The organism is Enterobacter sp. CPE_E863 (assembly GCF_046521465.1).
GTDB classification, from domain to species: Bacteria; Pseudomonadota; Gammaproteobacteria; order Enterobacterales; family Enterobacteriaceae; genus Enterobacter; species Enterobacter adelaidei.
In genome coordinates, this window is sequence record NZ_JBKFZX010000001.1 from 3686433 (window position 1) to 3708912 (window position 22480).

At 53.0% G+C, this 22480-nt stretch carries 23 protein-coding genes and 1 tRNA gene; 12 read left to right on the top strand and 12 right to left on the bottom strand.

The window, feature by feature from the left end; translation table 11 throughout:
• Nucleotides 1–142: 142 nt before the first annotated feature.
• From ACLHV8_RS18090 to ACLHV8_RS18110, 5 genes are all read right to left on the bottom strand, one after another.
• Nucleotides 143–1558, bottom strand: coding sequence for a sugar porter family MFS transporter (locus ACLHV8_RS18090; RefSeq protein ID WP_108090399.1), 1416 nt, complete (start codon nucleotides 1556–1558; stop codon nucleotides 143–145).
• Nucleotides 1559–1870: 312 nt separating this feature from the next.
• Nucleotides 1871–2632, bottom strand: a complete 762-nt coding sequence (gene kduD, locus ACLHV8_RS18095) for a 2-dehydro-3-deoxy-D-gluconate 5-dehydrogenase KduD (protein ID WP_028016930.1) — start codon at nucleotides 2630–2632, stop codon at nucleotides 1871–1873.
• Nucleotides 2633–2695: 63 nt separating this feature from the next.
• Entirely contained in the window at nucleotides 2696–3532 is an 837-nt protein-coding gene (kduI, locus tag ACLHV8_RS18100; RefSeq protein ID WP_208594057.1) for a 5-dehydro-4-deoxy-D-glucuronate isomerase, read from the bottom strand.
• 236 nt (nucleotides 3533–3768) lie between these two features.
• Entirely contained in the window at nucleotides 3769–4947 is a 1179-nt protein-coding gene (locus ACLHV8_RS18105; protein ID WP_028016932.1) for an acetyl-CoA C-acetyltransferase, read from the bottom strand.
• Nucleotides 4948–5040: 93 nt separating this feature from the next.
• Entirely contained in the window at nucleotides 5041–5907 is an 867-nt protein-coding gene (locus tag ACLHV8_RS18110) for a LysR family transcriptional regulator (protein ID WP_208594056.1), read from the bottom strand.
• A 105-nt stretch (nucleotides 5908–6012) separates the two neighbouring features.
• Between ACLHV8_RS18110 and ACLHV8_RS18115 the strand changes: the two genes are divergently transcribed.
• Both ACLHV8_RS18115 and ACLHV8_RS18120 read left to right on the top strand, forming a co-directional pair.
• Nucleotides 6013–6474 carry a multidrug/biocide efflux PACE transporter gene (locus ACLHV8_RS18115; RefSeq protein ID WP_028016934.1) on the top strand — a complete coding sequence of 154 codons (462 nt, stop codon included), beginning with the start codon at nucleotides 6013–6015 and terminating at the stop codon, nucleotides 6472–6474.
• A gap of 119 nt (nucleotides 6475–6593) precedes the next feature.
• On the top strand, nucleotides 6594–7823 hold the full coding sequence (locus ACLHV8_RS18120) for an amino acid permease (RefSeq protein ID WP_028016935.1): 1230 nt from the start codon (nucleotides 6594–6596) through the stop codon (nucleotides 7821–7823).
• A 36-nt stretch (nucleotides 7824–7859) separates the two neighbouring features.
• On the opposite strand, the gene ACLHV8_RS18125 is transcribed toward ACLHV8_RS18120, so the two are convergent.
• Nucleotides 7860–8330, bottom strand: a complete 471-nt coding sequence (locus ACLHV8_RS18125; protein WP_028016936.1) for an Lrp/AsnC family transcriptional regulator — start codon at nucleotides 8328–8330, stop codon at nucleotides 7860–7862.
• A gap of 115 nt (nucleotides 8331–8445) precedes the next feature.
• Here ACLHV8_RS18125 and ACLHV8_RS18130 point away from each other — a divergent pair, with 115 nt between their 5' ends.
• Nucleotides 8446–9057 carry a LysE family translocator gene (locus tag ACLHV8_RS18130; RefSeq protein ID WP_129323672.1) on the top strand — a complete coding sequence of 204 codons (612 nt, stop codon included), beginning with the start codon at nucleotides 8446–8448 and terminating at the stop codon, nucleotides 9055–9057.
• Between the two features lie 25 nt (nucleotides 9058–9082).
• Here the strand turns inward: ACLHV8_RS18130 and ACLHV8_RS18135 are convergent, their stop codons facing one another.
• Nucleotides 9083–9355 carry a GNAT family N-acetyltransferase gene (locus ACLHV8_RS18135; RefSeq protein WP_028016938.1) on the bottom strand — a complete coding sequence of 91 codons (273 nt, stop codon included), beginning with the start codon at nucleotides 9353–9355 and terminating at the stop codon, nucleotides 9083–9085.
• 10 nt (nucleotides 9356–9365) lie between these two features.
• Nucleotides 9366–9596: a 4Fe-4S mono-cluster protein YjdI gene (yjdI, locus tag ACLHV8_RS18140; RefSeq protein WP_008499689.1), complete on the bottom strand. Its 231-nt coding sequence runs from the start codon at nucleotides 9594–9596 to the stop codon at nucleotides 9366–9368.
• Nucleotides 9597–9774: 178 nt separating this feature from the next.
• Between yjdI and ACLHV8_RS18145 the strand changes: the two genes are divergently transcribed.
• The 6 genes from ACLHV8_RS18145 (at nucleotide 9775) to ACLHV8_RS18170 (ending at nucleotide 16806) form a co-directional block, all read left to right on the top strand.
• Nucleotides 9775–11415 carry a sensor histidine kinase gene (locus ACLHV8_RS18145; RefSeq protein ID WP_128347296.1) on the top strand — a complete coding sequence of 547 codons (1641 nt, stop codon included), beginning with the start codon at nucleotides 9775–9777 and terminating at the stop codon, nucleotides 11413–11415.
• A complete protein-coding gene (locus ACLHV8_RS18150; RefSeq protein WP_152546594.1) occupies nucleotides 11399–12094 on the top strand; it encodes a response regulator in 696 nt (231 codons plus the stop codon). The genes ACLHV8_RS18145 and ACLHV8_RS18150 overlap by 17 nt, the downstream gene beginning before the upstream one ends.
• A gap of 168 nt (nucleotides 12095–12262) precedes the next feature.
• Nucleotides 12263–13351: an ABC transporter substrate-binding protein gene (locus ACLHV8_RS18155; protein WP_208594055.1), complete on the top strand. Its 1089-nt coding sequence runs from the start codon at nucleotides 12263–12265 to the stop codon at nucleotides 13349–13351.
• An 80-nt stretch (nucleotides 13352–13431) separates the two neighbouring features.
• Nucleotides 13432–15201, top strand: coding sequence for an ABC transporter permease (locus ACLHV8_RS18160; protein ID WP_028016942.1), 1770 nt, complete (start codon nucleotides 13432–13434; stop codon nucleotides 15199–15201).
• Nucleotides 15194–16264: an ABC transporter ATP-binding protein gene (locus ACLHV8_RS18165; RefSeq protein WP_128347295.1), complete on the top strand. Its 1071-nt coding sequence runs from the start codon at nucleotides 15194–15196 to the stop codon at nucleotides 16262–16264. The genes ACLHV8_RS18160 and ACLHV8_RS18165 overlap by 8 nt, the downstream gene beginning before the upstream one ends.
• A complete protein-coding gene (locus tag ACLHV8_RS18170) occupies nucleotides 16243–16806 on the top strand; it encodes a recombinase family protein (protein WP_241659965.1) in 564 nt (187 codons plus the stop codon). Before ACLHV8_RS18165 ends, ACLHV8_RS18170 begins: the two co-directional genes overlap by 22 nt.
• A gap of 105 nt (nucleotides 16807–16911) precedes the next feature.
• Here ACLHV8_RS18170 and ACLHV8_RS18175 read toward each other — a convergent pair.
• Together ACLHV8_RS18175 and ACLHV8_RS18180 are read right to left on the bottom strand one after the other, a co-directional pair.
• Nucleotides 16912–18032, bottom strand: a protein-coding gene (locus tag ACLHV8_RS18175) for an IS3-like element ISSen4 family transposase (protein WP_410377005.1) whose coding sequence is annotated in 2 segments (ribosomal slippage) — nucleotides 16912–17774 and nucleotides 17774–18032 — 1122 coding nt in all. Because the reading frame shifts where the segments join, the coding sequence is not laid out codon by codon here.
• Nucleotides 18033–18197: 165 nt separating this feature from the next.
• Complete coding sequence (locus ACLHV8_RS18180; RefSeq protein WP_108090407.1) at nucleotides 18198–18737, bottom strand: GNAT family N-acetyltransferase; 540 nt, start codon at nucleotides 18735–18737, stop codon at nucleotides 18198–18200.
• Between the two features lie 251 nt (nucleotides 18738–18988).
• Between ACLHV8_RS18180 and ACLHV8_RS18185 the strand changes: the two genes are divergently transcribed.
• Nucleotides 18989–20119: a PAAR domain-containing protein gene (locus tag ACLHV8_RS18185; RefSeq protein WP_108090408.1), complete on the top strand. Its 1131-nt coding sequence runs from the start codon at nucleotides 18989–18991 to the stop codon at nucleotides 20117–20119.
• A complete protein-coding gene (locus tag ACLHV8_RS18190) occupies nucleotides 20103–20378 on the top strand; it encodes a hypothetical protein (protein ID WP_108090409.1) in 276 nt (91 codons plus the stop codon). The genes ACLHV8_RS18185 and ACLHV8_RS18190 overlap by 17 nt, the downstream gene beginning before the upstream one ends.
• A gap of 495 nt (nucleotides 20379–20873) precedes the next feature.
• On the opposite strand, the gene ACLHV8_RS18195 is transcribed toward ACLHV8_RS18190, so the two are convergent.
• Nucleotides 20874–20947: transfer RNA gene (locus ACLHV8_RS18195), tRNA-Gly, on the bottom strand.
• Between the two features lie 80 nt (nucleotides 20948–21027).
• Nucleotides 21028–21771 (bottom strand): amidase activator ActS, encoded by a 744-nt coding sequence (gene actS / locus ACLHV8_RS18200; protein ID WP_108090410.1) that lies wholly within the window; start codon nucleotides 21769–21771, stop codon nucleotides 21028–21030.
• A 162-nt stretch (nucleotides 21772–21933) separates the two neighbouring features.
• Here actS and idi point away from each other — a divergent pair, with 162 nt between their 5' ends.
• Nucleotides 21934–22476: an isopentenyl-diphosphate Delta-isomerase gene (idi, locus tag ACLHV8_RS18205; RefSeq protein WP_108090411.1), complete on the top strand. Its 543-nt coding sequence runs from the start codon at nucleotides 21934–21936 to the stop codon at nucleotides 22474–22476.
• Nucleotides 22477–22480: the final 4 nt, after the last annotated feature.

Below are 22480 nucleotides of genomic sequence, written 5' to 3' on the forward strand. Positions count from 1 at the left end.
AGAATTATCTTAAAATGAAATCTTTTGATTTATCTGTCCCCTGCCAAAATTAGTAGTGAATTTCACCACCTGATTATTGTGATTAAGCGCCCCCTTTATGCCCTTCCGGCATACGTTGTAAGCGCTTAAACAGGCAATACGATCACACGCCTATATTACGCAGTTTCTCTCCCGCCATCAGCTTGCGTTCAATATGTTCCAGCGTGACGCCTTTTGTTTCTGGAATTAACCAGAACGTGACGCCAATAAACGCCACGTTCAGCACCGTATAGAGCCAGAACGTTCCCGCCGCGCCAATGGCGTCCAGCAGCGTAAGGAATGTCGCGCCGATGATCATATTCGATACCCAGTTGGTGGTCGTGGAACAGGTGATGCCAAAGTCACGACATTTGAGCGGCTGAATTTCGGAGCACAAGATCCACACCACAGGCGCGGCGCTCATCGCATACCCGGCAATACACATCATGGTCATACCGACAGAGAGCCAGGAAAGACCACTTGACGCCGTACCGTTATCAAACTGCATCAGGCAGTATCCGAGGATCAGCGTACCGAGCGCCATTACGCTGAAACCAATTTTCAGCGCCGGCTTGCGTCCGGCTTTATCCACGGTGAACACCGCAATAAAAGTGGCGAACATAAAGGTAAGCCCCACCACCAGTGTGGCCATCATCTGCTGTTCCGTGGTAGTGAATCCCGCCATTTTGAATATGCGCGGCGCGTAGTACATGATGATATTCATCCCGGTGAACTGCTGCATTGCCTGCAGCAACATGCCGAGGAACACCGCGCGGCGCACGTTGCGGTTGATCTTAAATAACGCCCAGCCTCCCTGCTTCAGCTTCAGGCTTTCACGGATCTCGTTCAGCTCTTCCCGTGCTTTTTCCGAGGTATCGCGCAACATGCGCAGCACCTCTTCGGCTTCCACATGACGTCCTTTTTGCGCCAGCCAGCGCGGACTGTTTGGCAGGAAAACCACCAGTACAATCAGCACCAGTGCCGGTAAAGCCAGCACGCCGAGCATCGCGCGCCAGTTGCCGCTGTAGCTGAAGTAGGTATCGGACAGGAACGCCAAAACAATACCCAGCGTCACCATCAGTTGATACATGCTGATCATCCTGCCACGCACGTTTTCACTCGCCATTTCGGAGAGGTAGAGCGGTGCCGTATAGGAAGCAATCCCGACCGCCACACCGAGCAGCACACGGGAAAGCAGCAACACTTCAACGTTCGTGGCAAACGCGGAACCAATGGAGCCGGCAACAAACAGAATCGCCCCGACCATCAGGCTGTACTTACGCCCCAGGCGGAACGAGAGCCAGCCATTAAACAGCGCGCCGATGGCCGCGCCGAGCATCATGCTGCTCACCACCCACTCCTGCAGACGGCTACTCAGGGTAAAGTGATCGGTTATAAACGGTAATGCACCGGCAATCACGCCGATATCCAGTCCAAATAATAAGCCCGCTACCGCGGCCGCAATGGAAACAAACTGATTCATGCGGCGGGTATCACGCAGCGCAGCGGGCATAAGGGTAGAGTCATTTATAGATGTCATATTTTTCCTGCCTCAACAGCAAAATTCGTTAACTGAAATTACGAGAAAGCGAGGAAAAGTGTCAGGCCGGAAATCGCGAAGTTATGGATTATTCCGCTACGGCATACGGTTCTGTGATGGACATTACAATTTCAACTCGTGGCGAATAATCACGTATTTTTACTAATCAATTAATATCTAAGAAATAAAAGTGTGATTTCCGTCATTTATGATTTTTCAGTATGGATTTTTCATCTTTACCGATATGGACTAAGCCAATTTTACGTAAAAAAAACCTCCGCCCATGGGCAGAGGTGCTTAATACAGATGGAATTAACGCGCCAGCCAGCCACCGTCTACAGCCACGGTGTAACCGTTGATGTAATCTGATGCCGGGGAGGCCAGGAAGACAATCGGCCCCATAAGATCGCCCGGCAGCCCCCAACGGCCAGCAGGAATACGCTCAAGGATTTCCGCGCTACGCTGTTCATCCGCACGCAGCTGCTGCGTGTTGTTGGTCGCCATGTAGCCCGGTGCAATCGCATTGACGTTGATATTATGTTTCGCCCATTCGTTTGCAAGCAGGCGGGTCACGCCCATTACAGCGCTTTTGGACGCGGTGTAAGACGGCACGCGGATACCGCCCTGGAAAGAGAGCATCGAGGCAATATTAATGATCTTGCCGCCTTTCCCTTGTGCGATGAAGTGCTTCGCCGCTGCCTGGGACATAAAGAACACGCTCTTGATGTTCAGATCCATCACATCGTCCCAGTCGCGTTCAGTGAAGCTAATCGCATCTTCACGACGAATCAGTCCGGCATTGTTTACCAGAATGTCGATATGCCCGAATTCCGCGACAGCACGTTCCAGCAGTTCAGGAATGGCGTCGATTTTACGCAGATCGGCAGTCAGGCTCAGGAAACGGCGACCCAGTGCCGTCACGCGTTCAATGGTTTCAGTCGGTTCAACAATATTAATCCCCACAATATCGCAACCCGCTTCCGCCAGACCTAACGCCATCCCCTGACCCAGTCCGGTGTCACACCCCGAAACCACAGCCACTTTCCCCTGAAGAGAGAATGCATCCAGAATCATGTTTATTCCTTACTCTTTCAACGCCTGTCACTCACAGGCAGGTTTATGCTTCACTGCCCGCGACTAGCGCAGATCGCTGACCGCAATATGGTCCATATCATCGAAGACCTGGTTTTCGCCCACCATTCCCCAGATAAAGGTGTAGGCTTTCGTCCCTACGCCGGAGTGAATGGACCAGCTCGGTGAAATCACCGCCTGCTCGTTATGCATTACGATATGGCGCGTTTCCTGCGGCTGTCCCATCATGTGGAACACGCAGGCGTCCTCGTCCATGTTGAAATAGAAGTAGACTTCCATGCGGCGCTCGTGGGTGTGGCACGGCATGGTGTTCCACAGGTTACCCGGCGCGAGTTCGGTCAGCCCCATGCTGAGCTGGCAGGTCTCCAGCACATCCGGCACGAAGTATTTATTGATGGTGCGGCGGTTGCTGGTGAGATTGTCGCCAAGCGTCACAGGGGCAACGTCTGCCGGAGTGACCTTCCTGGTTGGGTAAGTGGAGTGAGCCGGGGCGCAGTTGTAGTAAAACTTCGCAGGCCTGCTGCCGTCGATGCTGGCGAAGATCACATCTTTCGCCCCTTTACCCACGTAAAGCGCCTCGCGATGGCCAATCTCATAGCACTGTCCGTCTACGGTGATGGTACCCGGCCCGCCGATGTTAATCACACCCAGCTCGCGACGCTCGAGGAAATAGCTCACGCCCAGCTGTTTACCGACCTCACCGCCCACGGAGACGCTGCTCGTGACGGGCATAATCCCGCCCACAATAATGCGGTCGATATGGCTGTAGACCAGGGTGTACTTGTCGGCCTCGAACACCTGCTCGACTAAAAACTCATTGCGCAGCCCTTGAGTGTCCAGCGTTTTGGCGTGCGCACTGTGGATGCTTTGTCTGATGTCCACGATAACCTCCAGATGTGGTCATGCCCGAAGGCAGATAATAAACGAAACAGCGTTCCGTTTTCATGATGAGCACATACTATCGGCATAAAGTGGGCTTTTCAATTATATTTAAAACAACGTTTCATTTTTATTTTTGTTTGTATCGGAAATGACGTTCGGATCACGATAAATGGGGATTGAGAAACACAGCACCATAAAAAAACCTCCCGCAGGAGGTTTTTTAGAATGAGAAGAGGTTAACGTTCGATGGCCAGCGCCACCCCCTGCCCGCCACCTATACAGAGTGTGGCAATGCCTTTACGGGCGTTCCGCTTTTTCATTTCGTGGACCAGCGATACCAGGATCCGGCAGCCGGACGCACCAATAGGATGTCCCAGCGCGATCGCCCCGCCGTTGACGTTTACCCGCAGGGGATCCCACTCCAGCATTTTGCCGACCGAGATCGCCTGCGCGGCAAAGGCTTCGTTTACTTCGATCAGATCCACATCTGAGAGCTGCCACCCCGCACGATCCAGGCAGCGACGGGTAGCATACACCGGCGCGATCCCCATTAACGCAGGATCAACACCTACGCTGGCAAACGCCTTGATGCGGGCCATTACGGGGAGATCCAGCTCAAGGGCTTTGCTTTCGCTCATCATCATGACGGCCGCTGCGCCATCATTAATGGAGGAAGCATTTCCCGCCGTAACCGACCCCTGCATTTCAAAAGCAGGGTTAAGCCTCGCCAGACCTTCAGCGCTGGCGTCGGTACGCGGCTGCTCATCGGTATCCACCACGACAACCTCGCCGTTCTGACGCTGCGTGCTGACCGGGACAATTTCATCGCGAAAACGGCCGGAATCAATCGCCGCGCGCGCCTTTTGCTGCGAGCTTAAGGCATAAGCATCCTGCAGCTCACGGCTGATGCCGTACTCGCGCGCCAGGTTTTCCGCCGTCACACCCATATGATAATCATTGAACGCATCCCAGAGCCCGTCATGCACCAGGCTATCAAGCAACTGGCTGTTGCCTAACTGTGCGCCGGTACGGCTGTCGGTCAATACGTGCGGCGCGCGGCTCATGTTCTCTTGTCCGCCCGCAATGACCACATCCGCTTCACCGCACTGAATGGCTTGCGTTGCAAGATGTAGCGCTTTTAGTCCTGATCCACAGACGTCGTTAATGGTGATTGCGGAGACGGTATTGGGCAACCCACCTTTCAGCGCCGCCTGGCGCGCAGGGTTTTGCCCGGCTCCGGCAGTCAGAACCTGTCCCAGGATCACCTCATCAATTTCATGGGCTGCGATCCCGCTACGTTCCACCAGCGCTTTTACCACCACGCTACCCAGGTCAACCGCCGAGTGACGCGCAAGCGCTCCCTGAAAACAGCCGATAGCTGTACGCAACGCACCCACTATTACGACATCTTTCATCACGACCTCTGTGTTAAATGACATGACGATAGTAGAGGATTGTTACTGGCAATTATCTTAATTGTTTAAAAATAGTGAGTTTAATCACAAGGATCAGCGCGCATCCTGCAGATACTGCCGCAGCCAGCTTCCGGCAATACCTGGTGGGGATCGTTTATTCCATAGCAGATCGATCCCTGTCGCCCGCGGCCAGCCGGGAACATTGAGCTGTACCAACGATTTCGCGGCGGCAAATTCATCCACCAGTGCGCACGGCAACACGCACCAGCCAAATCCCTGTACTGCCATACTCAAGAGTAACAGGTAATTCGGCGCTGACCAGACGGGCCCGCGCGCGAGCGCCGCCTCGCGCTCAAGATAGGTGCTGAGCCGCAACTCTCGCCAGCCGTGCAGTTCGTCGGCCTGAATTTCAGGTTGACAGGTCAGAGGATGCGTGGTCGCAACATATATTGCCATGCGGGTCTGCATCGGCAGCCGTGTGAAGCCGATATCCGTAGGGTAACTGTCCCGCGCTTCCGTCAGGCCAATCTGCGCTCGCTCCTTTTGCAGCAGATCGATGACGTCCTCTTCTTCGCCAATCAGGCATTCGAATTCCGTATGAGGAAAGCGCCGGTCAAACTGGTTCATGAGATCTTCCAGCACATCCGGATTAAGGGTATCGGAAAGGACAAATGTCAGACGCGCCTCCGTTTTTGCCGTTAATGATACTGCCAGCTCATCAAGCCGCGTGCTGGCGGCGAGGATAGCCTGCACATAGCCCAGCACCTGCTCCCCTTGAGCCGTCAACACCGGCTGGCGCGCCGAGCGGTCAAAAAGCTCGAAACCCAGATCGGCTTCAAGATTGGCAATGGACGTGCTGATCGTCGACTGGCTTTTACGCAACCGGCGTGCGGCAGCAGAAAAAGAACCCGCCGCGACGGTTTCAACAAACGCAGTAAGGGCTTCGGGGGAATAGCGCATGGTCTATCTACTTTTACGATGGATACCATCTTTAATATATCAGCTTTAGCGATAAAAATAGGCCCCATCAACGCCCATACTGGCGAATTAACGAGGTCTATGACTATGCAACATCAGGATGCACTCCAACGTAAACTGCCGGAGCGGATCTTTCATGCTGTCTGTTTTGAAGGGATTGCCACGGCGATCCTCGCCCCTACGGCGGCGTGGCTCATGCAGCGTTCCGTGGTTGAGATGGGCGGGTTAACCATTATTCTGGCCACCACCGCCATGCTGTGGAACATTATTTATAACTTCGGCTTCGACCGTTTCTGGCCAGTTCAGCGCGTCAAACGTACGGCAAAAGTCCGTGCGCTGCATGCCCTGGGGTTCGAATGCGGGTTCATCGTGATCGGCCTGTCGATTGTCGCCGCCGTGCTGGGCGTCACGCTGCTAGAGGCATTCACGCTGGAAATAGGTTTCTTCCTGTTCTTCCTGCCGTACACCATGTTCTACAACTGGGCATATGACACGTTACGTGAAAAATTCATTAAGCGTCGTCAGCAAAGACGCGCCCTGGCAGGCTAACTCCCCCCTGGCCGGACGACTGGTCCGGCCAAACTCCGTCGAAGCAACTGCGCTCTCTACGCATAACTATGGTAAATTGCACTCCATTCCGATGGTTTGATAGTTGATACGTTGCTCTAATGTCGAAAATTTGGTCAAAAGATGAGACTCTCTGGAGTTTCGCTCTCTACGGCACGGCCGTGGGCGCAGGAACGCTGTTCTTGCCCATTCAGCTGGGCTCCGCAGGCGCTATCGTCCTGTTTATTACCGCCCTTGTGGCTTATCCGTTAACCTACTGGCCGCACCGAGCGCTGGCACAATTTATCCTGTCGTCGAAAACCAAAGGCAATGAAGGGATCACCGGCGCCGTATCGCACTATTACGGCAGGAAGATTGGCAACCTGATCACCACGCTCTATTTCATCGCCTTCTTTGTGGTGGTGCAGATTTATGCGGTGGCCATCACCAACTCGCTCACGGAGCAACTGGCAAAACACCTGACGGTGGATACCGCCGTTCGCGTACTGGTCAGCCTGGGGGTGGTGCTGGTTCTCAATTTGATCTTCCTGATGGGACGGCATATCACGATAAAAGTGATGGGCTTCCTGGTGTTTCCCCTGATTGCCTATTTCCTGTTTGTCTCCCTGTATCTGACGGGAAGCTGGCAGCCGTCGCTGCTCACCAGCCAGATGGCATTTGATCAACATACCCTGCATCAGGTATGGATTTCGATTCCGGTGATGGTTTTTGCTTTCAGCCATACCCCGATTATCTCAACGTTTGCCGTTGACCGTCGTGAGAAGTTTGCTGACGGTGCTATGGATAAATGCAAGAAAATCATGAAGGTGGCATACCTGATTATCTGCCTGAGCGTGCTGTTCTTTGTCTTCAGCTGCCTGCTCTCTATTCCACCGTCGTATATTGTGACCGCCAAAGAGCAAGGGGTTACGATCCTGTCCGCGCTGTCGATGATGCCTTCCTCTCCGGCATGGCTGGGTATTTCCGGGATTATCGTGGCGATTATTGCGATGTCGAAATCGTTCCTCGGCACCTATTTTGGCGTGATTGAAGGGGCAACGGAGATCGTGAAATCGTCACTGAATCAGGTGGGCGTGAAAAAGAGCCGCGCCTTTAACCGTGCAGTTTCCATTATCGGGGTGTCGTTAATCACCTTTGCGGTCTGCTGCATAAACCCGAATGCCATTTCGATGATTTATGCCATCAGCGGTCCGCTTATCGCCATGATCCTGTTTATCATGCCGACGCTGTCGACGTATCTGATCCCGTCCCTGAAACAGTACCGTTCCATTGGCAACCTGCTGACGCTGATCGTCGGCGTGCTGTGCGTGTCGGTGATGTTTGTCGGCTAATCCCTTTCGTGCCCGGCGCTCTGCCGGGCACGCCATTCAGTCTCGTCCTGTCGTATCCAGCGGAAAAGGCCTGTCCTGCACGACCGTTTTCATGACAAGCGTCGAGCGAAGATGCTGCACGCCCGGCATCGCTGAGAGTTTCTCGTCATAGAGTTTTTGAAATGCAGACAGGTCACGCGTCACAACGTGCATCAAATAATCGGGATCGCCAAATAAACGCTGTGCCAGCACGATTTGCGGTATCTCTTCCACCGCATCTTCAAAGGCGCTAACCGCTTTTCTGTCACCCTCTTTAAGCGTCGCAAATACTATCGCCAGGAAGTTAAATCCCATTTTGGCGGGATCGAGGCTGGCGCGGTATCCCGTTATGGCTCCGCTTTGCTCCAGCGCCCGCACGCGACGATGGCACGGCGAGAGGCTCAGATTCACCCGCTCTGCCAGCTCCGTAAGTGATAAACGACCGTCAGATTGCAGCTCCGCAAGAATTTTTCGATCAATGCTATCCATGTGGAAGATTTTCTCAGTTTTACCGTGTTGTAAGCATAACATTGAAAGCCTATTTCGCAGGGTTAGCGATATTCTTTTTCTCAACGTTTGACGCACTGCGGGGGTCTTCAGGACTATGGAAATGAGTATTGTGGCCGGCTTTTGGGTGGTTTCTTTTCTGCTTATCATGACACCGGGGGCGGACTGGGCCTATGCCATTAGCGCCGGGATTAACGGTCGACGCGTGGTCCCGGCTGTGATGGGGCTGATGTCCGGTCATCTGCTGGCTACGATGATCGTGGTTGCGGGCGTGGGCGTTTTAATTGCTCAACATCCAATGGCGTTAGCCGGGCTGACCGTGGCGGGAGCCCTGTATCTCCTGTGGCTTGGCATAACGTTATTGCGTCACCCAGCCGCACCGGAAAAGGCCACCCGCCATACGGGAAACTGGACACAGTGGGCGGTGAAAGGACTCTGTATTAGCGGCCTAAACCCGAAAGTTTTTTTGCTGTTCCTGGCCCTGCTTCCGCAATTTACAGACCCAACCGGAAGTTGGTCGATAGCGATGCAGATGTCTGCGCTTGGGATGATGCATCTTATCACCTGTACGCTGGTCTACCTGCTGGTGGGGTATGGCTCGAAAGCCGTGCTGGCGACCCGGCCACAGGCGGCGCGTCTGGTGAGCAGAGCATCGGGAGGGTTGATGGTGCTGATAGCGATGGTATTGCTGTTTGAGCAGGTAAGATAAAAACACCGGCCATCGCCGGTGTTACTTACGCCCGAATATCGTCATATTCCCGCGTATTATCAAACTCATGTTTAGCAAACGGGCACAGCGGAATAATTTTACGGTTCTCGCCGCGCATCTTCTCCACCACTTTCGCCACCAGCTGTTTGCCAACGCCCTGCCCTTTCAGGCTCGGATCGACGTCGGTGTGCTCAATAATGCTCAGGTGCTCGCCGGTCGGTACGAAGACAATCTCCGCGACCTGATTTCCGTGAGCATCGTTCACGTAAAACTTGTTATGGCCTTCCAGAATATCCATGGTTCCTCGCTTATTTTTGGCGATACTTCAACGCACCGCTCGGGCAGGTATCAATCACACGTACAACCGTTTCAACGTCCACTTCATCGGGAATGATCCACGGTTTACGTTTCAGGTTAAACAGCTTAGCGCTTCCGCGAACGCAGTTACCTGAGTGTTTACAGATCCCGGTATTGAAGTAAACATCAATTTTCTCGCCGGTATAGGCCCGGTAACCTGCATCCAGTAGTTCTTTATCCATGACATTGCCTCTGTAATTATTCTGGTATGAAATGAAGCATAGCCTTACGCGATCCCGATGGCTATTACACCGAAAACGAAAAGCCAGGTCACAACTCTTTTCATGCCGGATTGCGCGCCCCTGATGTGCATGTCAGGCTCCGCAAATGTCTCACTTTTAAATGGCTACCGCAGGTTGAATGAAACGCAGACTCTCTTTTCAGGTAAAGCTTTTTTTAGCGCTGGTGTGCTTCTCCTGCCTGCTGTTAGTTCTGCTGGGAACGATCCTGTTTCATTTTATTGACCGACAGCTCCATCACGATCTTGGCCAGCGCGCCAGGGTTCAGGCCAGTCAGATCGCGCTGATGCCGGGTCTGGCGGCAATGGTTGCGGCCCGAGATATCCCCGGCATTGCCCGGTTAATTCAGCCGCTGCGTGCCGAAAGCGATGCCAGCTATATTGTGATTGGCGATCCCCAGGAACAGCACCTTTATCATTCTGAATCCCCGGAGCGGATTAATTTACCGATGATCGGTGGGGATAATGCCGAGGTGTTAAAAGGCAAAACCATTATTTCCGTGCGCCAGGGCGGAATCGGGGTTTCACTGCGCAGCAAAGCCCCCATCTTTAACGCACAGCACCAGGTGATTGGCATTGTCTCCGTCGGCTATCTGACCTCATATATCGCCAATATTAATGCCCGCATTCTCTGGCAATCCGGGTTGTACGGTGCAGGTCTTCTGCTGCTGCTGTTTATTTTCTCCTGGCTGTTTACCCGCAATCTTAAAAAGCAGATGTTCCGGCTTGAACCAAAGGATATTGCTCAACTGGTTTTGCAGCAAAGAGCGTTGCTGGAAGCCATGTATGAAGGGATATTCGCCATTAATAAAGAGAAGCAGTTGATTCTCATTAACCGTGCGGCACGAGAGATGCTGGATATTCGGCAAAGTGAGAAAGACCTTATCGGCAAACCGCTGAAAGATGTTCTGCAAACCTCCCCGGGATTCCTGTCTCAGCGCTACGCTTCGGTGAGCAGCGGCAACCACGACCAGATTGCGGTGCTTAATCAGCGAGAGGTGATCGTTAACCGCGTGGCGATCGAGGTTGAACCGGGTGTCGAGAGTGGTTGGGTATATAGCTTTCGCGACAAAAACGACATTAACACGCTTAGCAGCCAGCTCAGTCAGATCAAGCGCTATGCGGATAACCTGCGCATTATGCGCCACGAACAGCTGAACTGGACCGCCACGCTGGTGGGGTTGCTGCAGATGAAACACTACGACGAGGCAATCCGTTACATCCAGGTGCAGTCAGAAGGGGCGCAGCGCGTGCTGGACTTTGTCTCTGCCCGTTTTGTTTCTCCGGCGTTGTGTGGGCTGCTGTTAGGAAAATATGTCAGCGCACGCGAAAAAGGCATTGAACTGCTGTTTGATCCCGCCTGTCAGCTCACCCGCATGCCAGCCACCCTCAATGAAACGGAGCTGATGTCCATTATTGGTAATCTGCTGGATAACGCCGTGGATGCAACCCTGAAAGCGCCGGTGCCTGCACCTGTTGAGCTCTACATTTCTGACCGCAATCAGGAGTTATTGATAGAGGTGGCTGACCGTGGCTGTGGGGTGGATGATACGATGAAGCCGCATATCTTCCGCCAGGGGTTCAGCAGTAAACCAGACAGTGAGAACGACATTGTCGGCACCGAGCACGGTATTGGTCTGTTTCTGGTGGCAGGATATATCGATAAGGCTGGCGGCAGTATTGAGATTGCCGACAACACGCCACAGGGCACTATTTTTTCTGTGTTTATTCCGAATGGGCAACAGCATGACCCGACCACTTGATGTTGTGATAGTTGAAGATGAACCGCACCTGGCGGAGCTGCATCGCGAGTATATCGAGCAAAATTTCCTTTTGCGCGTGGTGGGCATCGCCGCGTCCATTGAGCAGGCCTGTAGCCTGATTCGTCAGCATCAGCCGCGGCTAATTTTGCTGGATAACTATCTTCCGGACGGTAAAGGCGTGGAGTTAATCGACAACCCACTGCTAAAAAGCTACGAATGCTCGGTGATCTTCATCACCGCCGCCAGTGATATGCAAACCTGCAGCCATGCCATGCGCAGCGGTGCGTTCGACTATCTGATTAAGCCCGTCTTTTTCCAGCGTCTGCACGCCTCTCTTGAGCGGTTTATGCGCTTCATCCATACCGTACAGCAGGTGAAGGTGGTCGACCAGCATGCGCTGGATCGCCTGTTTAACCTGCCTGCCGCGGAATCGTCCGTTACACCGTCGACGAAAGGGATTGAGCCCCAAACGCTGGAACGGATGAAACAATTTTTCGCCGACAATCCCGACAGGGCGATGTCGGTGGAAGAGGTAGTGGAGAACGTCGGGATCAGTAAAACCACGGGGCGTCGCTATCTTGAATACTGCGTGGAGAGCGGGTTAATCAGCGTCGAAATGCTGTATGGCAATATTGGTCATCCGCGAAGGTTGTACCGCAAAGCCGCCGATAAACCGTAATCCGAAACCGTTCACAGGCTAACGTTCGCGGATTTTATGGTGTTAATTGCTGAAACGACGGCAACAATCACACTTCGGAATCATTGCCCGCTTCACCCTATTGTGGGTGGAGCCCACTGCGCTATGTTGACAATTAGTTCCTCAAATGTAACTAAAAGGTTAACTATAATGTCGAACACGTTCCGAATTTCTCTGCTTACCGCTACTGTACTGTTCTCTGCTTCTGCACTGTCTGCCCTGCCGCAGGGCTATCCTGCTGAGTATCAAAAAGTTGTTGATGCCGCAACGAAAGAGGGCAAGGTTGTTATCTACTCCACCACCGACATCAAAGCTACCGGGCCGCTGATCCAGGGCTTCGAAAAAACCTACCCAGGCATCAAAGTTGAATACAACGACATGAACAGCACCGAGCTGTACAACCGTTTCATCAGCGAACAGGCCTCCGGCGGCGTGAGCGGCGACGTGGTCTGGAGCTCATCCATGGACACCGGTCTGAAGCTCGCCACCGACTACGCCATGGAGTACAAATCTCCGGAGCAAAGCCAACTGCCGGAATGGGCGGTCTGGAAAGATAAGGCATACGGCACCACCTATGAGCCGGTGGTCTTTATCTACAACAAGCGTCTGATCCCGGCCGGCGACGTGCCGGACTCTCACACCGCGCTGGCGAAGCTGATTGCCAGCCAGACGGACAAATTCAAGGGCAAAGTCACCACCTACGACATCGAAAAATCGGGTCTGGGCTTTATGCTTTCAGTCCAGGATCACAACGCCGATCCTAATTACTTCAAAACCCTGGCAGACGTTGCCAAAGGTGGTTTATCGGTACAGTCCTCTACCGGTACCATGATGGAGCGCGTCTCCTCCGGTGAAAACCTGATCGGCTTTAATATCCTCGGATCTTATGCGGAAGCACGTGCGAAGAACGATCCGTCGCTCGGCATCTCCTATCCAAAAGATTACACCCTGGTGCTGTCGCGCGTGTCGTTCATCAGCCAGCAATCGCAAAACAGCAATGCGGCAAAACTGTGGCTCGACTATGTGCTGTCTGAACAAGGGCAAAACATTCTGGCAAACCAGGCTGACATTCCGTCCATTCGTAACGATATCGAAGGGAAAAATGATATCGACGGCCTGACCAAAATCCTCGGCAACGCGCTGAAGCCGATCCCGGTTGATGAAACGCTGCTGGAATACCTGCAGCCGAAAAAACGCCTGGAGTACATCAAAGAGTGGCGTACCGCCGCCGGCAAATAAGCGTCTGAGCGCGGCGCAGGCCGCCGCGCTCCCTTATCGACTGAGTTCGTTTTTCTGGGCTGCAACACCAGGGATACCCCATGAATACATTACGCAGAAAGTGGCAAAGCCTGCCGCGAGGCATCGTCGTGCTGATAACCGCCCTGGTTATCTACACGCCGCTGTCGTTTATCGTGATACAGAGCTTCCTGTCCGCCCCGTTCTTTTCGCCGTCAAAAGAGTGGAGCTTTGAATCATTTGAGTTTATTTTCACCGACCCTGATTTTTATAAAGCCCTGAAAAGTGGTTTTATTCTTGCTTTCGGGCTGGTCTTTATCTCTATTCCGTTGGGCGGCGTGCTGGCGTTTCTGATGGTGCGTACCGACCTGCCCGGTCGCCGGCTGATTGAGCCGCTGATCCTGGTCCCGATTTTCGTTTCACCGATGGTACTGGGCTTCGGCTACGTGGTGGCCGCGGGTCCGGTAGGCTTTCTCTCCCAGTGGGCTGAGGCGCTGATTGGCTTTGTGCCGTGGAATATCTACGACATGTCGAGCATTGTGGTCATCGCCGGTCTGACGCACGTCCCGCATGCCTATCTGTATATCTCGTCAGCGCTGCGCAGCGTGGGTTCTGATGTGGAAGAGGCCGCGCGCACCGCGGGGGCGTCGCCCTGGCAGGTGATGACCTCCGTCAGCCTGCCGATGGTGCGCCCTTCCATTCTGTACGCCACCGTGCTGCTGTTCTTCCTGGGGCTGGAAGTGTTCGGCCTGATGCTGGTCCTCGGCGACCCGGAAGGCAACATGGTACTGGCGACCTATCTCTATAAGCTGACGAACAAGATGGGTACCCCATCCTATAACCTGATGGCGGCGGTTGCCGTGGTGCTGATCTGCATCACCATCCCGCTGGTGATGCTCCAGCGTCGCCTGATGCGCACCGCCAACCGCTTCGTCACCATGAAGGGAAAAGCCTCTCAGGCCCGCGCGCTACCGTTGGGTAAATGGCGCTGGGTTGCTGGCGCGGTGATTGCCTTCTGGCTCACCGTCACCATCGGCGTTCCGCTGCTCGGCGTGGTATTGCGCGCGTTTATCTCCAACTGGGGCGTGGGCGTTTCGCTGTGGGATGAGCTCTCTCTGAACACCTTCCGCACCATCTGGGCGCAGCCCAACCTGCTGCGCGCCATCGTCAACTCCATGGCGATTGGCGTGATTGGCGGCGCGCTGGCGGTGGTCTGCTACCTGTTTGTCGGCATTGCCATGCACCGTAAACCGGATAACACCACGCGTTTCCTGGACTACAGCGTGCTGGTACCGCGCGCCGTGCCTGGCCTGCTGGCGGGTCTGGCATTCCTGTGGGTGTTCCTGTTCCTGCCGATGTGGCTGGATAACGCGCTGAAATCCGGCTGGCTTTCCGGGTTTGCCTGGACGGACTGGATGCGCGAAAACGTCATCGTCTGGCTGCGTTCGCTGCGCAGCACCATTTTCAGCGTCTGGCTGGCCTATACCGTGGTGTGGATGGCTTACGGGCTGAGGCTCATCTCTTCCACGCTGCTGCAGGTAGGGCCGGAGCTTGAAGAAGCGGCGCGCAGCACCGGGGCAACGCGTGGCCAGATCACCCGTCACGTTACCATTCCGCTCTCCCGCTACGGTCTTATCGGTTCGTGGCTGCTGATGTTCCTGATCTTTGAACGCGAATACTCAACGGGTGTGTACCTGCTTTCGCCCGGCACGGAAACCATCGGCTCGATGCTGGTTTCCCTCTGGGCCGCGGGTGCCATTGATATCGTGGCGGCGCTCTCTTTCATTAACATCCTGCTGGTCGTGGTAGGTCTGGGCATTGCCCTTCGTTTCGGAGTCAAAATACATGATTGAATTAGCGGTTGACGATCTGCACTTAACCTACGGCGACAATCCTGTTTTAAAAGGTGTCTCCATGAACCTCAAGCGCGGCGAAGTGGTCTCCCTGTTAGGCCCCTCCGGCAGCGGCAAAACCACCCTGCTTCGCGCAGTAGCGGGCCTGGAGAAACCCACCCAGGGTTCGATTATTATTGGCAAAAACAAAGTTTACGACGGCACGCCGCGCAGTGAGGTCCCTGCGGAAGAGCGTAACCTGGGGCTGGTGTTCCAGTCCTATGCCCTGTGGCCGCACAAAACCGTTTTTGAAAACGTGGCTTACCCGCTCAAACTGCGTAAAGTGCCGGCCAAAGAGATCCAGCAGCGCGTGCAGGATGTGCTGGATCAGCTTGGTCTGGGGCATCTTGGCAAACGTCACCCGCACCAGCTCTCCGGCGGACAGCAGCAGCGCGTGGCGATTGGCCGCGCGCTGGTCTACAACCCACCGGTGATTTTGCTGGACGAGCCGCTTTCTAACCTCGACGCCAAGCTGCGCGAAGAGGCCCGCGTGTTCTTGCGCGAGCTGATTATCAAGCTCGGGTTATCGGCACTGATGGTGACGCACGACCAGAATGAAGCAATGTCCATTTCTGACCGCATCCTGCTGCTCAACAACGGTAAAATTGAGCAACAGGGCACGCCGCAGGAGATGTATGGCTCGCCGAAAACGCTGTTTACCGCCGAGTTTATGGGCAGTAACAACCGCCTGCACGGCAAGGTCACCGAAGTACGCGACGGCAAAGCGCGCATCGAGGGGAAAGGCTGGGTGCTGTGGGGCCAGGCGGGCGAAGGGGTGCAAAGCGGTGATGAAGCCACGGCGGTGATCCGCGTCGAGCGCGTGGCGGTGGTCGAGGGGCCAGGGGAAAATCAGCTTGAGCTACCGCTGCTCACCAGCATGTATCTTGGCGACCGCTGGGAGTACCTGTTCCGCACGGCGGGGGATGATTTTGTAATCCGCGCGTATGGGCATGAGGTTCGCGACCCGCAGCACTGCCATCTTTCGCTGCCTGAGAAGCATGTTTGGGTGTTCCCGAAAGGGTGAATGGAAAAAGAAAAGGCTGCGGGATGCGGCCTTTTCTGTTTGTGTATGTGTCTTGGCTGTTGCGTCGTCGGGATAAGTTCCGCGCTGAGTATTCCGATAAGTTCTCAGGCAAGGATACCAATCGACCAGGGTTGGCAGCTTGCCTGGCATTTCTGCATAAAGGTGACACTCTCCACGTCCACAGCCTCGACCGCTTAGGTTGTAATACGCTGAACATTCTGGAGTTGGTCAAACAATTGAATGATCGAGGGGTGGCAGTTCGCTTTCATAAGGAAGGGATCACGGCAGACATTACCAGCACAATAGGAAAGATGATGCTCACTATGCTGTCAGCAGTTGCCACTTGTAAGCGTGAGTTGATGTTGGAACGTAAGCGAGAGGCGAAAGCAGTGAACCCTGCAAAGCGTGGTAAAGGTAAAGCAGTAGACCGTGCAGGTATTGTCTCAGCGCTTGCGGCTGGCGGCTCTGTGCGCAATGTAGCGAAGGATTTCAACGTCAACACATCCACTGTGAAGCGCATTAAAGCAGAGCAAGAGGCGTGATAATCCCTGATACTTGCCGTTTTCTGGCATCAGAATGGGGTGGCCTTCAATCAGGTCGTTCAATCCCTCTCGCAATTGACCTGCCCCCACGATTAGATACAACACTCAGTTAGTAACGTCGGAATCTTCATTCTCAGAATGACCCTTTCTCCAGCCCGCTGCAAATTCAGACGGTGTCTGATAATTCAGCGTGGAGTGCGGGCGGCATTCGTTATAATCCTGCCGCCAGTCATTAATAATTTTCCTGGCATGAACGATATCGCTGAACCAGTGCTCATTCAAACATTCATCGCGAAATCGTCCGTTAAAGCTCTCAATAAATCCGTTCTGCGTTGGCTTGCCCGGCTGGATTAAGCGCAACTCAACACCACGCTCAAAGGCCCATTGATCCAGTGCACGGCAAGTGAACTCCGGCCCCTGGTCAGTTCTTATCGTCGCCGGATAGCCTCGAAACAGTGCAATGCTGTCCAGAATACGCGTGACCTGAACGCCTGAAATCCCAAAGGCAACAGTGACCGTCAGGCATTCCTTTGTGAAATCATCGACGCAGGTAAGACACTTGATCCTGCGACCGGTGGAAAGTGCGTCCATGACGAAATCCATCGACCAGGTCAGATTGGGCGCCGCCGGACGGAGCAGCGGCAGACGTTCTGTTGCCAGCCCTTTACGACGTCTTCTGCGTTTTACGCCCAGGCCACTGAGGTGATAAAGCCGGTACACGCGCTTATGATTAACATGAAGCCCTTCACGGCGCAGCAACTGCCAAATACGACGGTAGCCAAAACGCCTGCGCTCCAGTGCCAGCTCAGTGATGCGCCCTGATAAATGCGCATCAGCAGCCGGACGGTGAGCCTCATAGCGGCAGGTCGACAGGGATAAACCTGTAAGCCTGCAGGCACGACGTTGCGACAGACCGGTCGCATCACACATCAACATCACGGCTTCCCGCTTCTGGTCTGTCGTCAGTACTTTCGCCCAAGAGCCACCTGAAGCGCCTCTTTATCCAGCATGGCTTCGGCAAGCAGCTTCTTGAGTCTGGCGTTCTCTTCCTCAAGCGACTTCAGGCGCTTAACTTCAGGCACCGCCATACCGCCATACTTCTTACGCCAGGTGTAAAACGTGGCATCGGAAATGGCATGCTTGCGGCAGAGTTCACGGGCGGGTACCCCAGCTTCGGCTTCGCGGAGAATACTGATGATCTGTTCGTCGGAAAAACGCTTCTTCATGGGGATGTCCTCATGTGGCTTATGAAGACATTACTAACATCGGGGTGTACTAATCAACGGGGAGCAGGTCACAATGGCGCAAGTAAAAAACGAACATGCAAAAACAGCTTAGTGTTTACGCTGGCACTACTTCCAACCTTGGTCCAAGCAGGAAAATGAATTTTATTAATCACCGCCATAAGCCAACCATTCGTCATAAGTAAGTCTGAACGTTAAAGATGTTGGCTCGTTGTCGGTTTTCTCGGATCTCTCAACGAATCTCATCCCAACCTTTTCAAGTACTCTCTTAGACGCGAGATTATCCTCCCAAAGGAAAGCTGAAATGTCTTTTAAACCTACTTCATCAAACCCATAGCTAATAGCTCTTCTGGAAAGCTCAGTAGCATACCCTTTGCCCCATTCATTAGGCTCGAATCTGTAACCGAGATTGTTAATCAGCTTCCCATCGGTATCACTTACAAAAAAACCACCAAAACCAATGATTTTATTTGGGTTGTCTTTAGTCATTATCGCCCAATCATTAAAGCCGTAGAGAGTTGTATTTGTTATCCGTTTTTCCAGAGAATTTCTGGACTGCTGAATATCGCGATGTGGGCCAGCCGGGTTACAAACATTTGTTTCTGGATTGGCGTAAATACGAAACAAGTCCTCCAAATCTGACATCACAGCATGCCTGTATAGCAGCCTTTCCGATTCCCAGAACATTTTACCTCCTCAGTAGTCTTTTGAGGTGGCAGGGGCCGCCAACCACCAGGAAGCCAGCTTCATTTGCTTATGATGTGGTTACAGGCTTTGAGAGAATAATGCGAGGAGGCGCCCCCCCTTCCCTTAGTGTTGCTTAACTCAAATTTAACCACGCTTACACGCTGATTTTGTTACATTTGCTCATTTACTCGCCAGAGCCAAAAGACTACACTTTCCGCATGGACTTACAAGTAACATAAGGATAAGGATGAATGGCCGTTGGTCACTTTTTATTCAGAGGTGATAAGACAGTTTGCGGTGGTAGGATTCTCGAAGGATTCCCTGACCATCAATTTTTCGGTAAAGACATGGCATGTGAAGGCCATCAAGTAACCTGTGGTAAACATCCAGGCCGTTACCGTATCTGTGGCGGTCTTGATACCGATGATATACATGGAAAAAGGATAGCCGGAACACTGCACAGCCGTAGCTCCTGCCCCTGCAAATCACGTTTTATTCCTTCCATCTTTGACACTTACGAGTTATCTACGGGACAAACGGAAACCAACGCTGCTCAATCCCACAACGTTGAATTTCCCGTTCTCCCCGGCCCGATAGCAGGTCCTGAAACTGATAATTTTGCTGACACCTGCAAGCCAGAAGATAATCAGCTATTGAACGGCGTTTACATCTGGACTGAAACCACGGATGCAGGACACGCTTTCGTATCCGTACATCAGAATAATTCAATCTACGTTTACACCTACGGGCGCTTTGGTCGAAAAGGCCCCGCCACACTTACAGGTGATGGGATTCTTAACTTCCTAACTGGTGATGATGCTCGCCTTTACTATCGTGAAGAACTCTACAAAGTTCGGGCAAGAGTATTCCAGATCGATGACGTTACACCCGAAGAAACCCGCAGAATTTTTGAATCTCTATGGAACTCAGGTACGACTCCCGTATTCACAAATTCAATGGGGGAACGCACCAAACGAAACGGAAAAGTGATAGACGTTTACGATCTCACCGGGAGCAACTGCACCACTCATACAGTGAAAGCTATCAGAAAGGCAGGGACCAATATCTTCGATACCAGCTACACATCAACAACGACACAGCTTCGTATCGACAATGAAGAAGATTTCACTATCCCTGTATCATTACAGCGTTACTTGACGGAGAAGAGCGACTCTCTGTCCTCAATGAACGTTATAGAAGTTACCAGCAAATTCAGGGAGCAGTATCCGAATATCGACCACTTCAAGCCAAATTCTGAGAGCCTGACAGGTCGAGTGGAGGAAGGGCTTGCTAATAGTGCATCAACGGTTGGATCATCTTCGGGTTATTCTGGCGGAACTATTGGCGGCGTTTTAGGTGGTTCGTATGACATTGACGAATAGAGCAAAGGCTATCCTTCGATGGGGAGGCATTGCTTTAGTATTCGCCATCTACTCTATCGCCTTGATGATACCAGTGCTTGATTTTGGGCTAACCCGGAAATACAACGGCCCCCCTTCAACTGGTCAGATGGAAGCTCGTTTATGTGAAGCGATCATAGATGACTTATCGCGGTCAGTGGATAACCTCTTAATTACTGCATTTGTCGGTAGTGCCATTTGTATTGTTTTGATCTTGCTCATCTTCAAGAAAGTAAGATGACCGCCAAAGGCTGGAAGTCTCCAGCCTTTCCCCTTCTCCCTGGTTATAGACAATAGAGGCCATAAAGCCCCGTTAGTGGTAAGAAGACAAGCGGAGCGTAGCGACTTCATCAGATTGTCAGAAGGATCACACCTTATCAGGGTGCTCGTGTACCGTTAGGAGCGTAAGCGAAGCGCTAGCAGAGCCGGATCTGTAGCTACCGGGGCATTACCACTATTCACCTGTTTACGTGGCTCATGGGGCCACGCATCGGGCTTAAAATGCGTGTGATCATTCTGTTCGGGAGTTATGCCAGGTATTGGGCTTTTTGTTCCATATTTTGCTGTCGTGGTAAGAACCAGGAACCACCGCCAGCGTGATGATATGCTCCCTTGTACCACAGACCAATTACGCGACAGGTGCGGGCGTAGAACAATGGGTAGTTTAAGTTGTACCTGCTTAAGCAGGGCAACGTAACTAACTGATAAATCATAACCAGTTGATTTATCATAAGATTGGAGCGGGCGAAGGGAATCGAACCCTCGTATAGAGCTTGGGAAGCTCTCGTTCTACCATTGAACTACGCCCGCTTTGAGGTGCGTATGGCATTATAGACCTTACGCACCTTCATACAAGCCTCTTCACAACTAAATGGCGATAAAATAATCACTTAGCACTTCGGTTTGCTACCAGGAGCCGGAAGATAACGCTGCGGATCGATGGCCGTCGCCTTATAGCGGATCTGGAAGTGCAACTTAACCGAATCCGTACCGGTGCTGCCCATGGTGGCAATCTTCTGCCCTGCTTTGACGTTCTGCCCGTTGTTAACCAGCATCGTGTCGTTGTGAGCATAGGCCGTGATGTAATCTTCACCGTGCTTAATCATAATCAGATTGCCGTAACCGCGCAGCTGATTACCGACGTAAACCACCTTCCCTGCCCCAGAGGCATAAACCGGCGTACCGCGTGTAGCGGCAATATCAATACCCTTGTTGCCACCTTCAGAGAGTGAGTAAGGGGCGACCACTTTACCGCTGGCAGGCCAAATCCAGCAGCGCTGTCCAACCGGTGGCCATGACGATTGAGGCACCTGATAGGATGGCGTCACTTTGGCAGTTTTGCCCTTCGACGAGGATTTTTTACCAGAAGACGTTCCACCGCTAACCTTCAGTTGCTGACCCACCTCGATGGTGTATGGCGGAGAGAGATTATTTAACCGCGCCAGATCCTTCACGCTGGTCCCCGTAGCGCGCGAAATTCGATACAGGGTGTCCCCGCGCTTAACGGTATAGACCGAACCGGAATAGCTACCCATATCCGAAGATTTGCTCCCTGAACAACCTGCCAGCAATAGCGTTAGCATCAGGTAAATAATGGCGGTGATGGGATTTCTCGTCAGGCTTCCTGCAAACAAAACAGATCCTCGGTCAGCGTGAATGGCGCTCTATGATAACAGTCCGGATAGATATGGGTCAGCCCTTTTCCGCTCTGTGGGATAAACCGTTCGTATAAGAATGCCGTATAATGCCCCGGCTGATGGTGCTGAACCACTCGGCATTTTGGCACTGGAGCATGAATGAGTATTCAAGAACACGTTATTTTGGTAAATGACCAGGGAATGGTGATTGGCACTCAGGAAAAGTACGCCGCTCACACCTCGCATACCCCGCTGCATCTGGCTTTCTCCACCTGGCTGTTTAATGCCAAAGGCGAATGTCTGGTGACCCGACGCGCGTTAAGCAAAAAAGCCTGGCCGGGTGTCTGGACTAACTCCGTGTGCGGACATCCACAATCGGGTGAAGAGACGGAGCAGGCTATTATCCGACGCTGCCGCTATGAGGTCGGCGCCGAAATTACCGATATCACCCCTGTCGCATCAGATTTTCGCTACCGCGAAATCGACCCTTCCGGGATAGTAGAAAACGAAATTTGCCCGGTATTTGCTGCCCGCATCACCAATAAAGTGACGATAAACGAAGGTGAAGTGATGGAGTATCAGTGGATTGAACTGGACACGTTATTCAGCGCGCTGGACGCGACGCCCTGGGCCTTTAGCCCCTGGATGGTCATGGAAGCGACGACCGCCCGCGAAAAACTCAAAGCCTTCGCGGCGCAATAAAAAA